Raw genomic sequence first — 13,224 nt, 5'->3', positions numbered from 1 at the left:
AATGCCGTACCTGTCCCCCCGCGAGTGGTACGCCACGCTCCCCACGGCCCACGTCTCGGCGGGCGCGCTGCTGACGGACGAGCGCGACCGGGTCCTGCTCGTGAAGCCGAACTACCGGCCGTACTGGCACGTCCCGGGCGGCACCATGGACCCCGGCGAGGCGCCGCACCAGGTCGCCGTCCGGGAGATCGCCGAGGAACTCGGGATCCGGATCCGGGCGCGGCGGCTGCTCGTCGTCGACGTCGTCCCGCCCGACGCCGACATGGAGCGCCCGATGCTCCACTTCACGTTCGACGGCGGCACCGTCGCCGACCCGTCCGCGATCCGCCTGGGCGAGGACGAACTAGACGCGTTCGGCTTCTTCACGTGGGAGGAGGCCGAGGCGCGGCTCGCTCCCGCGCTCGCGCCCCGCGTCCCCGCGGCGCGACGGGCACGTGAACGCGGCGAGACGATCTACCTTCCGGCGGCACCCTGACCTTCCGGCGGAATGCCCGGTGTGTTAAGGATTGCGACCATGGAAGAGCGTTTCGAGGTTCAGCGGACGATCGCCGCGCCGCCCGCGACCGTGTTCGCCGTGCTGACCGACCCGCGCGGGCACGTCGCGATCGACAGCTCCGGCATGCTCCAGTCCGCCGAGGGCGAGCGGGTCACGAAGGCCGGGGACACGTTCGTGGTCCACATGGACCGCGAGTCCCTCAACGACTACCCGTTCGGCAAGTACGACGTCACGGTCGTGATCACCGAGTTCGAGCGGGACGCGCACGTCCAGTGGACGGTCGAGGGGATCATGAAGCCGCCGATCCGGCACCTGTACGGGTACCGCGTCGAACCCGCGGAAGAGGGCAGTCTCGTCACGTCCTACTACGACTGGAGCCAGATCGACGAGGAGTACCGCGACAAGGGGATCTTTCCCGTGATCCCGGAGGCCGGGCTGCGCGCCACCCTCGGCATCCTGGCCAGGACCGTCGAACAGCCGCCGCTCGACCTCGCCGCCCTCACGTCCGGATAGCCCGGTTCGCGGGCCCGGTACCCCTCCCGTGCCCGCTCCCCTACGCTCCGTCCATGACCACCGTCCGTACGGGAACCGTCGCCCTCGCCGCCGCGCTCGCGCTCGCCCTCGCGGGCTGCTCGTCCTCCGCCGAACCGCCGCGCGCCGCGGAGTCCGCGCCGTCCAGCCCGTCCCCCAGCGCGTCCCCCAGCGCGTCCCCCTCGCCGACCTCGGCGTTCTGCCTCAACCTGAGCACCTTCCAGATGGGCGCCCTGGCGTACCGGGCCGACGTCGCGCGGGAGGCCGAGGGCGGCGGGCCGGGCATGGAGGAGCTGGAGCGCAAGGCGAAGCTGACCCTCCACGCGGCCGAGCCCATGGAGGCGAGCGCGCCGCCCGGCATCGCCGCCGACTTCCGGACCGCCGTCGAGGCGATCCGGACGTCGTCGGAGAACCTGAAGCCCGGCAAGAAGGTCGCGGACGTCTGGAAGCCCGTCTGGAACGAGAAGAGCATCGCCGCGTTCAAGGCGGTGGACGCCTACGAGTGCGCCCCGGACGGCGGCTGAGCCGTCAGAAGAACGCCGGGCCGCGCCGCAGCCGCGTCTCGTGCAGCATCTGCTGGACGTTCTCCCGGACGTGGTCGGTGATCTCGAAGACCGTCATCGGGTCGTCGGCGTCCTCGGCGTCGTAGTCGTCCAGGTACATCGGCTCCCCGAAGGCGATCATCCACTTGGACGGCAGCGGCACGAGGCCCGCGGGCCCGAGCAGCGGGAACGTCGGCGTCACCGGGAAGTACGGGAGCCCGAGCAGGCGGGCCAGCGGGCGCAGGTCGGCGATCTTCGGGTAGATCTCCTCGGCGCCGACGATGGCGCACGGGACGATCGGGACGCCCGCGCGCAGCGCCGTGCCGACGAACCCGCCGCGGCCGAAGCGCTGCAGCTTGTAGCGGTCGGCGAACGACTTCCCGACGCCCTTGTACCCCTCGGGGAACACCCCCACGAGCTCGCCCTTGCCGAGCAGCCGCGCCGCGTCCGCCTGGCAGGCGAGCGTGTGCCCCGCCTTCCGGGACAGGTGGCCGAGGACCGGCACCTGGTAGATCAGGTCCGCGCCCAGCAGCCGCACGTCCCGGCCCGCGTGGTCGTGCAGCGCGACCGTCAGCATCAGCCCGTCCAGGGGCAGCGTGCCCGAATGGTTCGCGACGACGAGCGCGCCGCCGTCCGGCGGGACGTTCTCGACGCCGGACAGCTCGACCCGGAACCAGCGCTCGTACAGCGCGCGGGCGGCCGGCAGCAGCACCCGGCCGTTGAACTCGGGGTCGAAGCCGAACTCGTCGACCTCGTAGTCGCCGGTGAGGCGCCGGCCGAGGAACTCCAGACCGGCCGCGATGCGGCGTTCGAGGGAGCGTTCGAGGGACCGCGCCCCGCCGGACGTCCCGTCCCCGTCGCCGTTCGCGGGCGCGCCCTCCCGGCGGGCGGCGAGCCCCGCGGCGCGCCCCTCGTCCCCGCCGCCGTCCCGATCCCGGGCCGCGGCGAGCGGGATGATCCGGGCGCCCTCGTCTGCCTCATGGTGGGCGTTCATCGGTGCGTCCCTCCCGTGGGGGAGCGATCCCCCACACCCCCGGTGACAACAGCGTCCATGCCCTCGCTCCACCCAAGCATGCCCCCTGCCGGGCGGCGCGACGCCCTCCCCGGGACGGGCGGTCAGCGGCGGGAGCCCAGGACGGCGGCCAGCCGGCCGAGGGGACCGTGGTCCGGTCCGCCCGCGGCGGCGAAGTCGGCGAAGGCGGCCTCGGTGCCGTACTTGGGCCGCCACGCCAGCTCGCGCGCCAGCGCGGACGTGTCGATCACCCGCCCGTAGGTGAGCCAGCGCAGCAGTTCGGGCGAGAAGCCGGACATGCCCGCGAACCGGCGGCCCATGTCGCCGAACACCGAGATCGAGGGGGCCGGGACCGGCACGAACGGCCGCCCGGCACGGCGCAGCGCCTGGGAGAGCAGCAGCACGCCGTCCCCGGCCACGTTGAAGCAGCCGGGGTGGTCCTCGACGGTCATGCGGCGCAGCACCTCGACGCCGTCGTCCTCGTGGACGAACTGCAGCCGGGGATCGAACCCGAGCACCGTCGGGACGACCGGGAGCCGCAGGTACCGGGTGAACGGGGAGTCCACGCCGGGGCCGACGAAGTTCGCGAAGCGCAGCACGGACACGGTCAGGTCGGAGCGGCGGCGCATCAGGCCGCGCACGTAGCCCTCGACCTCGACCGCGTCCTTGGCGTACCCCGAGGACGGGGCCTCGACGGGCTGGTCCAGCTCGGTGAAGACCGCCGGGTCCTTCGGCGAGGAGCCGTACACGGCCGCCGAGGACCGCACGACGAGCTTGCGCGCGTCCGGCGAGCGCTGGCACGCCGCGAGCAGCTGCATCGTGCCGATGACGTTGAGTTCCTTCACCTTCGCCCGCGGCACGGACGGGGACGTCACCAGGTTCAGGTGCACCACGGTGTCGACCCCGGCGGACGCGATCAGCTTCGCGATGCCGGGCGTCCGGATGTCCACGCGGACGAACTCGGTGCGGCCGAGCGGCGCCGTGGGCGGGACCGTGTCCGCCCCGATCACCCGCTCGATGCCCGGGTCGGCCTGCAGCGCGTGCGCGACCCGCGCCCCCAGGAAACGGGACACGCCCGTGACGAGGACGACACGGGCCGCGGGCGTGGACGACACTGTGGGCCCCATCCCCTACGGCCGGGCGGCCGGCGCGCTCACTTCTTGTTGCGGCGCTGGATGCGCGTCTTCTTCAGCAGCTTGCGGTGCTTCTTCTTCGCCATCCGCTTACGACGCTTCTTGATGACAGAGCCCACGAGACCTCGCTCCGGCGTATCGGGTGATGTGCGGTCCGGACGTGCCGCGGGCGAGGTCGCTCGTCGGCTCACTCGATGATGCGCGCACGGTCCAGTGGTCAAGAGTACCGCCGTACCGGCGCGGATCATGCGTCGGCATGGCGTGGAGGCGTCCGCGAGGTGACACGGACGCGGCGGCCGCCCGGCGCGGCCGTCCGGTGCGGGAGTCCGGCACCGCGCTCGGCACGGCACCGGACGCCGCCGTTTCCGCGGGGCGGGCGCGCGCCCGTCCCGTCCGGTGTCCTCCCGTCTCCGGCGGCCGCGCCGCCGGCGGGTCCCGTCCTCTAGTCCCCGTCGTGCGGCCGGGTGCCGGCCCGGCGGCCGCCCCGGGCGCGGTGCCCGGCGGGCCGCCGCCCCGTCATCCGGCCTCGATGTACGCTTCGCGCAGGTAGTCGTGTACGGCCTGCTCGGGGACGCGGAACGAACGGCCCACGCGGATCGCGGGCAGCTCGCCCGAGTGGACGAGGCGGTAGACGGTCATCTTGGACACCCGCATCACCGCCGCCACTTCGGCCACCGTCAGGAACCTGACCTCACTGAGAGGTCGCTCGCCTGAACTCATCGGACGCCCTCTTCCACACGTGCCGCGCACCGGCCCATCGGGTGACTTTGATCACGCACGTGTACTTCCTCCAGCGTAAATCGCGTATCGCGCGTCGCAAGAGGGGATTCCACGCATTTCCGTCTCCGGACCTTGCCCGAGCGCCACAGTGCTGATACGCGGGCCGCGGCCGTCCCGGACGCGCCGCCCGACGCGGCCGTCCGATGTGAAGCGAAACCCCGGAACGACCTGCGTCTCAGGCGTCACGGGCGGTCCCGGACGAGCGCATGCGTCACGCCCGCCCGCCACGGTGACGCAGCGTGACGAACGGGCGCGGGAACTCCCGGGACGGGAGGGCTCAGCCGGGGACGTTCAGCCCCGCGTGCCCGAGGATGTAGGCGGTCAAAGGGGCGTAATGGTGCGGGTTCACGCCGTCGTCGAGCGGGACGACCACGTCGACCTTGCCCTCGGCGGCACCGGCGAACAGCGCCGGGTCGTTACAGTCCGCGAACCCGACGGTGTCGATGCCCGCCTGTCCGGCCGCTCCGGCCCACCCGTGATCGGCGATGGCCAGATCCGGCCACAATTCCGGTTTACCGTCCGCGGCGCCGCCGGACCCGCTATCGGCGGCGAGTTCGCGGAGCATCGCCTCCATCGCGTGCGGGTCGTGCGTGTGCTGCGTGCGGCCGTCCTCGCTCTCCAGCATCGCCACGCCCGGCTCGGCGTACACCAGGCGCCGCAGGTCCGCGCCGCCGTAGTCGGTCTCGATCTCGTACGTCCACCCGCGCGCGGGCGTCAGCACCTTGCACCCGGCGTCCATGAGCGCGCGCGCGACGGCCTGGTAAAGGGGCGTGAGCGTGGCCGGGTGCCCGGTGGCGACGACCACGGTCTCCTTGCGCCGCGCCGCCTGCCCGATGCGCTCGCCCATCGCCTCCAGGGTGTCCAGGGTGATGTCGGGGTCGATGGTGTCGTCCCCGTACATGTGCCGGGGGTCCGGGTCGACGCCGCAGCGCTCGACCATCATCTCCAGCACCGACCGCTCGGTCCACGACGACTCGAGCTTCAGGCCGAACTGGTAGTACGGGTGCCCGGCGGCCATCCGCCGGTAGTGCAGCAGGTTGTTCTGCCGCGGCGTCGCGACGTCCCCGGCGATCATCGTCCGGACCAGGTGCGCCCGCAGGTCCGCGCGCGTGGGCGTGTCCATCACTCGTCCGTCATCGGGTCGAGGCCGTGTTCCGGGAAGACCGCCCGCCGCGTCGCGAGGATCGCCTGATCCACCGGATTCGCCGGGTCGTAGCCGTTCCCCCACCTGTGCACCTCCACCACGTCGGTCCCGTCCGTCATCCGGCGCGGGGCGATCTCCTCGGTCCGCAGCCGGACGAACTCGCGCCAGTCGTCCGGGGTCGCCGTCTCCGGCGGGATCGGCCCGCCCGCGGCCTCCGCGAGCAGATGCGTCCACGTGCGCGGCACCACCTGCACCAGCTCGTATCCGCCGCCCCCGGTCGCGATCCAGCGGCCGCCCGCCGTCTCGTGCGCGAGCCGGTGCAGCGCGGCCGCCGCGGTGCGCTGGCCGTCCACGCTCAGCGTCAGGTGCGCCAGCGGGTCGAGCGTGTGCGCGTCGGCGCCGTGCTGCGTGACCAGCACCTGCGGCCGGAACCGGCGCAGCAGCGGCGGGACGACCGCGTCGAACGCCCGCAGCCACAGCGCGTCCCCCGTGCCGGGCGGCAGCGCCACGTTCACCGCGGTGCCCGCGGCGCCCGTCTCGTTCGGGAACCCCGTCCCCGGGAACAGCGTGCGCGGCGTCTCGTGCAGGCTGATCGTCAGGACGCGCGGATCGTCGGCGAACGCGATCTGCACGCCGTCGCCGTGGTGCACGTCCACGTCGACGTACGCGACCCGCTCGGCGCCCTGCTCCAGCAGCCACGCGATCGCGACCGCGGGGTCGTTGTAGACGCAGAACCCGCTCGCCGCGCCGCGCAGCGCGTGGTGCAGCCCGCCCGCGATGTTCGCCGCGTGCTCGGCCGTCCCGTTCCACACCGCCTCGGCCGCCGCCACCGACGCGCCCGTGACCAGCGCGGACGCGTCGTGCATCCCGAGGAACACCGGGTTGTCGTCGGTGCCGAGCCCGTGCCGCGGCTCCGGCAGCCCGGTCGCGCCCGAATGCCGGACGGACGCGATGTACGACTCCTCGTGCACCAGCCGCAGCACCGCGTCGTCCGCGGGCTTCGGCGCGACGACCCGCACGTTCGGACGGTCGAGGACGCCCAGCTCCCGCGCGAGCCGCATCGTCAACTCCACCCGCACGGGGTTCATGGGATGCCCGGGGCCGAAATCGTAGGAAGTGAGCCGCTCGTCCCAGAGGATCTCGAGCCCGCACGGACCGGGAGCGTCGGGCGACGGAGGGGCGGAACTGCTCATGAGCTCACGCTATCGCGACGCGCCTATGGCGTGGCTCACACCGGACCCGAGTTCCGTTTCCGATGTGTGACGTGGACAACAGGCCAGATTTGGGCATATATCTACCTGACCGCAAAGGAACACTGGAGGAACGATGGACCCGAGCGTACGCAGCCGCGTGATCAGCAACGCGCTCCGCCTCGGCGTCCATCCGTTCATGGACCGCATCCCCGGCCACGCCGGCGGCATCCGCACCGCCCGCTCCACCGTGGACGCCGCGTCCCTCCTGATCCGCCACACGCAGCGCGTCCGGATCCACCCCCTCCACGACCCGGGCGTCGAATCCGGCGAACCGCCCGTCACCGGCGAATGGGTCGTCGCCCGCGACGCCGAGGCCGCACCCGGCGCGATCCTGTACCTGCACGGCGGCGGCTACGTGCTCTGCTCGCCCCGGACGCACCGGCCGATCACCGCACGCCTCACCCTCGACACGAACCTCCCCGTGCTCGTCCCCCGCTACCGCCTCGCGCCCGAGCACCCGTTCCCCGCACCCCTCGAGGACGCCGTCGCCGCCTACCGGTGGCTGCTCGCCCGCGGCGTCCCGCCGTCCGGCATCGTCCTCGCGGGCGACTCCGCCGGCGGGCACCTCGCGGCGGCCCTCACGGGCGAGATCTGCCGCACCGGCCTGCCGTCCCCCGCCGGGCTCGTCCTCTTCTCCCCGTGGGTCGACCTGACCTGCGAACTCTCCACGAAGGCCGAGGCCCGCGACCCCTACATCAGCGCCCGCTCCGCCCGCCGCGTCGCCCGTCTCGTCGTCGGCCCGGACGGCTTCGACGACCCCCGCGTCGCGCTCCTCACCTGCGCGTGGACAAACACGCCGCCCGTCCTCATCCAGGTCGGCGGCGCCGAGGTCCTGCGCCCCGAGGCCGAGGCCCTCGCCGACGCCCTCACCACCGCGGGCGCCGACTGCGAACTCCAGGTGTGGAACGGCCAGATGCACGTCTTCCAGATCCTGAACCGCGTCCTCCCGGAGGCGAGCGCCGCCATGCGCGACACGGCCCGGTTCATCACCGAGGTCACCGGCTCCGCCCGCGCCGAAGCGGCCGCCTAGACCGGCTCGGGCTCCCGCTCCCGCTCCCGCGAGGCCAGCACGAACCCGGCGACCGCGACGACCGTCGCGATGCCCTCCCCGACGAGGCTGAGCCACTTCTCCGTGTACCACATCGGGTCGTACATGTTCGGCAACGGCCCCAGCGCCCCCACGTCCACATAGTGGTACAGCAGCAGCGCCCCCACCGCGCTCCCCGCCACCACGAACGCCAGCGCGTAAGCCCACCGGCTCCCGTACACCAGCACGACCACCGCCGCCACCGCCGCCACGGCCGCCTGCACCTGGAACAGCAACTCCCCGGAGATCGACCCACCTTGCAGGTAGGCCATGTCCGGCGCGTACAACCAGTGCACGACCGCATCGACCACCAACCCGGCGGCCACGACCAAACGGATAACGAGTCCCATACCCCCATACACGAACGAACCCGCCCCCCGGCTCAACCGACCCGGTACAAATCTGAACTTTCCCCGAGCCGCCTCACCCACAAGTGAACCCGCACTCGCCCCACCCCGCGCGAACCCACACACCCCACGCCGGACGGGCGCCCCCCAGCGCGGCCGAAGGGCGCCCAGCGCCCGCAGGCCGCGCGAGCCGTGCCGGACGCGACCGCCGCACCACCGCACGTCCACGAACCAAGCGCGGAACCACACCCCCGCGCGACCCCACACACCACGTGCCGGACGGCCGATTCCGAGCGCGGCCGGAGGGCGCTCGGCGCCCGGAGGCCGTGCAAGCCGCCCCGGCCACGCGGACGCCGCACCGCTGCGCGTCCGGGGGGACATCGGGGTGGGGGGAGGGGTCAGCCGCTCGCCAGTTCGCGGCCTCGGTTGCGGGCGGCCTCGATCGCTTCGAGGACGGCCGCGCGGACGCCGTGGCGTTCGAGTTCGCGGATGGCGGCGATCGTGGTGCCGCCGGGGGAGGTGACGCCCTCGCGGAGGAGGACGGGGTGTTCGCCGGAGTCGCGGAGCATGACGGCGGCGCCGACGGCGGACTGGATGACCATCTCGAGGGCGGCGGCGCGGGGCATGCCGAGGAGGATGCCGGCGTCGACCATCGCCTCGACGAGGTAGTAGAAGTACGCGGGCCCGCTGCCGGAGAGGGCGGTCGCGCCGTCCTGGAGGGATTCGGGGATGCGGAGGACCTTGCCGACGGGGGTGAGCAGCTCCTCGGCCATGTGGAGGTGCGTCTCGTCGGCGTGCGCGCCGGCGGAGACGACGCTCATGGCCTCGTCCACGTGGACGGGCGTGTTCGACATGACGCGGACGACCGGGGTGCCCTCGGGGAGGCGGTCCTCGATGAAGGACGTCGTGATGCCCGCGGCCATCGAGATGACGAGGCGGCCGGGCGGGACGTGCGGGCCGACCTCGGCGAGGAGGGCGCCCATGTCCTGGGGCTTGACGGCGAGGACGAGCGTGTCGGCCTTCGCGGCGGCCTGCGGGTTGGACACGATGTCGATGCCGTAGCGCTCGCGGAGCAGCGTGGCGCGCTCCTCGCGGCGCGCGGTCGCCACCAGGTCGGACGGACGGCGCCCGGCCCGCAGCACTCCGGACAGGAGGGCCTCGCCCATCTTCCCGGCACCCAGAATCGCGATCATCGGCTCACCTTTCGACGCCGGTCCACCCTATCGCCGGGCCAGGGAGCGCACGACGAGGCGCAGGTTGGCGGGCCTCTCGGCGAGGCGCCGCATGAAGTAGGCGTACCAGTCACGGCCGTACGCGACGTACACGCGGACCTGGGCGCCCTCGGCGGCGAGCCGGCGCTGTTCCTGCGGGCGGACGCCGTACAGCATCTGGTACTCGAAGGTGCCGGCGTCGCGGGCGTGCAGGAGGGTGAGGGCCTCGGCGATCTCGATGAGGCGGGGGTCGTGGGTGGCGAGCATCGGGTAGCCCTTGCCGGCCATGAGGATCTTCATGCAGCGGACGAACGACTTGTCGATCTCGTCCTTCTCGATGAAGGCGATCGTCTCGGGCGCGGCGTACGCGCCCTTGCACAGGCGCACGCGGGAGCCCTCGTAGGCGAGGTCGGCGCAGTACTCCTCGGCGCGCCGCAGGTACGCCTGGACGACCGCGCCGACGGTGGGGTGGTCGCGCCGGAGTTCGTGGACGGTGCGGAGGGTGGCGTCGACCGTCTCGGGTTCCTCCATGTCGAGGGTGACGGTCGTCCCGGCGGAGGCGGCGGCCTCGCAGACGCGGCGGGCGTTGTCGAGGGCGAGTTCCTCGTCGAGGGCCTGGCCGACGGCCGTGAGCTTCAGCGAGACTTCCGCGCGCGCGCCGAGCCCCTCGGCGCCGAGGCGTTCGAGGAGTTCGCAGTACTTGCCGACGTTCGTCTCGGCGCGTTCCTTGTCGTGGACGTCTTCGCCGAGGACGTCGAGAGTGACGAGGAGGCCCTCGCCGGTGAGCCGTTCGGTGACGCGCGCGGCGTCGGCGGCGGTCTCGCCGGCGATGAAGCGGCGGGCGACGTCGCGGGCGAACGGCGCGGTCTCGACGATCCGACGCGCGCCGCCGGAGTGCGACGCGGCCAGCAACGCCCGGCGAATCACAGGGCACCCCCCTCGGACGGCCTCACGACCAGGTTACGAGACGGCCCCGAGGTTGTTCCCGCCGCCGTACCGCTGGACGTACTGGGCCATCTCGGCGGTCTTCACCGAGTCGAAGAGGACCTTCGCCTTCTGCGGGTCGAGGAAGACGACGCTCTGCTTCTGCACCATCCCGGTTCCCTTGTGCGGGGTCGTCAGGAAGGTGACGTCGGAGACGCGGACGTTGCGCATGCTCAGCGCGAGGGAGCGGAGGTCGCCGCCGGACAGGCCCTCGTCGACGCTGATCGACTTGGTGAGCGCGGACAGGAACCGGTCGAGTTTGAGCGGGTTCGTCAGGGTTCCGCTGTCGGCGGCCTTCTTGGCGAGGGCCCGCAGCAGGGCCTGCTGCCGCTTCATCCGGTCGAAGTCGCCGTTCGGCAGGTTGTACCGCTGCCGGACGAACAGGAGCGCCTCCTCGCCGTTCAGCTCCTGCGGCCCGGCCTGCCAGTTCACCTTGCGGGCGGGGTCGTACACGCTGTTCTTGATGTTGACGGTGACGCCGCCGAGCGCGTCGACCATCGACTCGAACCCGGCGAAGTCGATCGCGCCGTAGTGGTCGATGCGGACGCCCGTCAGGCCCTCGATCGTCTGGATCAGCAGCTTCGGGCCGCCGTACGAGAACGCGGCGTTGATCTTCTGCCTGCCGTAGCCGGGGACGTCCACCCAGGAGTCGCGCGGGAACGAGATCAGGTACGCCTTCTTGCGGTCGGCCGGCAGGTGCATCAGCATGATCGTGTCGGTGCGCTGCTGGCCGGGCTTCCACGCCTCGTTGCCCGCGCCCGTGGTCTGCTCGTCGGACCGCCGGTCCGAGCCGACGAGCAGCCAGTTCTCGGTGCCCGCGACGTTCGGGCCGGGCCGGTTGGCCTCCGGCATGACGCCCTGGATGCGGTCGATGTTGCCGTTGTAGGACGACTGCCGCTGCCACACCAGGCCGCCCAGCCCCGCGACGATCAGCGCGACGAACACGCCGATGGCGATGAGCACGCGCGGCCAGCGCTTCTTGCGGGGCGTCCCGTCGTTCTCCCCGGAGCCCCAGAACACGTCGTTGGCCGCGGCGCCGCCTCCCGCGGCGGCGTCGCCTCCCGCGGCGGCGTCCGTCCCGTGCTGCGGGGGCGGGCCGTCGGGGTTCGGGGACGCCGGGGTGCCGGGCACATCCTGGGGGTTCATGTCGGGAGAAGGTACCAGCCCGCGCCGGGCGAGACGGGGCACTTGAGGCCAAGTGTCCGGTTCGGACGGACGGGTCAGGCGGTGCGGCGGCGCAGGGTGACCGCGCCCAGCAGCAGCGCGACGACGGTGAACCCGGCGATGACGGCGACGTCGGCGGCGAGCGTGCCGGTGAAGCCGCTCTCCCCGGCGATCTCCTGCATGCCCTCGACGGCGTACGTCAGCGGCAGGACGGCCGAGACCGCCTCCAGCCACGACGCCATCTGCTCGCGCGGCATGATCAGCCCGCACAGCAGCGCCTGCGGCAGGACGAACGCGGGCATGAACTGGACGGCCTGGAACTCCGTACGCGCGAACGCGCTGGCGAACAGGCCGAGGGCCATGCCGAGCAGGGCGTCCAGGACGGCGACGAGAACGAGCGACCCGAGGGAGCCGGTGAGGTCGAGGCCGAGCCAGGTCAGCGAGATCGCCAGGACGACTCCTACCTGGACGAGCGCGACGAGCCCGAACGCGAGCGCGTAGCCGAGCAGCAGGTCGAGCTTGCCGACGGGCATGGTCATCAGCCGTTCGAGCGTCCCGCTGGTGCGCTCGCGGAGGGTCGCGACGCTCGTCACGATGAACATGATCGTGAACGGGAACAGCCCGAGCAGCATCGGGCCGACCCGGTCGAACAGCTCGGGACGGTCGAACACGTACCGGAGCAGGATCATCAGGACGGACGGCACGAGCACGAGCAGCGCCAGCGTGCGGCGGTCGTGGCGGAGCTGCGCGAGGATGCGGCGGGTCGTGGCCAGCGTGATCGCGATGTTCATGCCGCGCTCCCGGACGTCTCGGCGATCAGGTGCAGGAAGGCCGCCTCGAGGTCGTCGACGCCGGTGCGGGCGCGCAGGCCGTCGGGGGTGCCGTCGGCGAGGATCCGCCCCTCGCGCATGAGCAGGAGCCGGTCGGTGCGGCCCGCCTCGTCCATCACGTGGCTGGACACCAGCAGCGTCGCGCCCCGGTCGGCGAGGCCGCGGAACAGTTCCCACAGCTCCTGCCGCAGGACCGGGTCGAGGCCGACGGTCGGTTCGTCCAGCACGAGGAGGTCGGGGGAGCCGAGCAGCGCGACGGCGAGGTTGGCGCGGCTGAGCTGCCCGCCGGACAGCGTCGCGACGACCTGGTCGCGGCTGCCGGACAGCCCGACCTCGGCGATGACGCGGTCGGCGTCCGAGCGCGGCGCGCGCAGGACGGACGCGAAGTAGCGGAGGTTCTCGGCGACGGTCAGGTCCGCGTAGACGGCGGGGCTCTGCGTCGCGTACCCGACGCGCCGCCGCAGCGCGGGCGACCCGGCCGGCTCGCCGAGCACCGTGACCTCGCCGCCCGCGACGATCTGCACGCCGACGAGCGCGCGCAGCAGCGTCGTCTTGCCGCACCCGCTGGGCCCGAGGAGCCCCACCACGGACCCCGCGGGCACGTCGAACGTGAGCCCGTGCAGGACGTCCCTGCCGCCGCGCGCCACCCGGAGGCCGCGGACGCTCACCGCCGGAGTAGAACTCATCATGTGTTGAATTTAGGTCGGCGC

Annotated in this window: 16 protein-coding genes; 4 read left to right on the top strand and 12 right to left on the bottom strand. The window is 72.8% G+C overall.

Features of this window, described 5'->3' with window-relative positions; translation table 11 throughout:
- Window position 1 precedes the first annotated feature (1 nt).
- From AB0L25_RS11020 to AB0L25_RS11010, 3 genes are read left to right on the top strand one after another with little or no spacing between them, the layout of a single operon-like run.
- Window positions 2–475 (top strand): NUDIX domain-containing protein, encoded by a 474-nt coding sequence (locus AB0L25_RS11020; protein WP_500170831.1) that lies wholly within the window; start codon window positions 2–4, stop codon window positions 473–475.
- A 39-nt stretch (window positions 476–514) separates the two neighbouring features.
- A complete protein-coding gene (locus AB0L25_RS11015) occupies window positions 515–1,009 on the top strand; it encodes an SRPBCC family protein (protein ID WP_500170829.1) in 495 nt (164 codons plus the stop codon).
- A gap of 53 nt (window positions 1,010–1,062) precedes the next feature.
- On the top strand, window positions 1,063–1,551 hold the full coding sequence (locus AB0L25_RS11010) for a hypothetical protein (protein ID WP_500170827.1): 489 nt from the start codon (window positions 1,063–1,065) through the stop codon (window positions 1,549–1,551).
- 4 nt (window positions 1,552–1,555) lie between these two features.
- On the opposite strand, the gene AB0L25_RS11005 is transcribed toward AB0L25_RS11010, so the two are convergent.
- The 6 genes from AB0L25_RS11005 to AB0L25_RS10980 all read right to left on the bottom strand — a co-directional run bounded on the left by AB0L25_RS11005 (window position 1,556) and on the right by AB0L25_RS10980 (window position 6,831).
- A complete protein-coding gene (locus AB0L25_RS11005) occupies window positions 1,556–2,563 on the bottom strand; it encodes a lysophospholipid acyltransferase family protein (protein ID WP_500170825.1) in 1,008 nt (335 codons plus the stop codon).
- A 122-nt stretch (window positions 2,564–2,685) separates the two neighbouring features.
- On the bottom strand, window positions 2,686–3,696 hold the full coding sequence (locus tag AB0L25_RS11000) for an NAD-dependent epimerase/dehydratase family protein (RefSeq protein ID WP_500170823.1): 1,011 nt from the start codon (window positions 3,694–3,696) through the stop codon (window positions 2,686–2,688).
- 38 nt (window positions 3,697–3,734) lie between these two features.
- Window positions 3,735–3,833 (bottom strand): 30S ribosomal protein bS22, encoded by a 99-nt coding sequence (locus AB0L25_RS10995; protein ID WP_018654693.1) that lies wholly within the window; start codon window positions 3,831–3,833, stop codon window positions 3,735–3,737.
- Between the two features lie 397 nt (window positions 3,834–4,230).
- Entirely contained in the window at window positions 4,231–4,434 is a 204-nt protein-coding gene (locus AB0L25_RS10990; RefSeq protein WP_026403281.1) for a helix-turn-helix domain-containing protein, read from the bottom strand.
- Window positions 4,435–4,771: 337 nt separating this feature from the next.
- The gene (locus AB0L25_RS10985; protein ID WP_500170821.1) at window positions 4,772–5,617 is read right to left on the bottom strand and encodes a phosphatase; all 846 of its coding nucleotides are present in this window, start codon (window positions 5,615–5,617) and stop codon (window positions 4,772–4,774) included.
- Window positions 5,617–6,831 carry an acetoin utilization protein AcuC gene (locus tag AB0L25_RS10980; RefSeq protein WP_500170819.1) on the bottom strand — a complete coding sequence of 405 codons (1,215 nt, stop codon included), beginning with the start codon at window positions 6,829–6,831 and terminating at the stop codon, window positions 5,617–5,619. Before AB0L25_RS10980 ends, AB0L25_RS10985 begins: the two co-directional genes overlap by 1 nt.
- A gap of 133 nt (window positions 6,832–6,964) precedes the next feature.
- Here AB0L25_RS10980 and AB0L25_RS10975 point away from each other — a divergent pair, with 133 nt between their 5' ends.
- Window positions 6,965–7,921, top strand: a complete 957-nt coding sequence (locus AB0L25_RS10975; protein ID WP_500170818.1) for an alpha/beta hydrolase — start codon at window positions 6,965–6,967, stop codon at window positions 7,919–7,921.
- Here the strand turns inward: AB0L25_RS10975 and AB0L25_RS10970 are convergent.
- From AB0L25_RS10970 to AB0L25_RS10945, 6 genes are all read right to left on the bottom strand, one after another.
- The gene (locus AB0L25_RS10970; RefSeq protein WP_500170816.1) at window positions 7,918–8,304 is read right to left on the bottom strand and encodes a hypothetical protein; all 387 of its coding nucleotides are present in this window, start codon (window positions 8,302–8,304) and stop codon (window positions 7,918–7,920) included. The genes AB0L25_RS10975 and AB0L25_RS10970 overlap by 4 nt on opposite strands.
- Before the next feature lie 419 nt (window positions 8,305–8,723).
- Window positions 8,724–9,518 (bottom strand): pyrroline-5-carboxylate reductase, encoded by a 795-nt coding sequence (proC, locus tag AB0L25_RS10965; RefSeq protein WP_500170814.1) that lies wholly within the window; start codon window positions 9,516–9,518, stop codon window positions 8,724–8,726.
- Between the two features lie 27 nt (window positions 9,519–9,545).
- Window positions 9,546–10,463, bottom strand: coding sequence for a proline dehydrogenase family protein (locus AB0L25_RS10960; RefSeq protein WP_500170812.1), 918 nt, complete (start codon window positions 10,461–10,463; stop codon window positions 9,546–9,548).
- 33 nt (window positions 10,464–10,496) lie between these two features.
- Window positions 10,497–11,666 carry an LCP family protein gene (locus tag AB0L25_RS10955; protein ID WP_500170810.1) on the bottom strand — a complete coding sequence of 390 codons (1,170 nt, stop codon included), beginning with the start codon at window positions 11,664–11,666 and terminating at the stop codon, window positions 10,497–10,499.
- Window positions 11,667–11,740: 74 nt separating this feature from the next.
- Complete coding sequence (locus AB0L25_RS10950; RefSeq protein ID WP_500170808.1) at window positions 11,741–12,475, bottom strand: ABC transporter permease; 735 nt, start codon at window positions 12,473–12,475, stop codon at window positions 11,741–11,743.
- Window positions 12,472–13,203, bottom strand: coding sequence for an ABC transporter ATP-binding protein (locus AB0L25_RS10945; protein ID WP_500170806.1), 732 nt, complete (start codon window positions 13,201–13,203; stop codon window positions 12,472–12,474). The genes AB0L25_RS10950 and AB0L25_RS10945 overlap by 4 nt, the downstream gene beginning before the upstream one ends.
- Between the last annotated feature and the right edge of the window lie 21 nt (window positions 13,204–13,224).

The sequence above is a fragment of the Spirillospora sp. NPDC052242 genome (genome assembly GCF_040679555.1).
GTDB lineage: Bacteria > Actinomycetota > Actinomycetes > Streptosporangiales > Streptosporangiaceae > Spirillospora.
The sequence above is the reverse complement of the archived record's forward strand: the minus strand, read 5'-3'. Positions and strand labels throughout refer to the sequence as shown.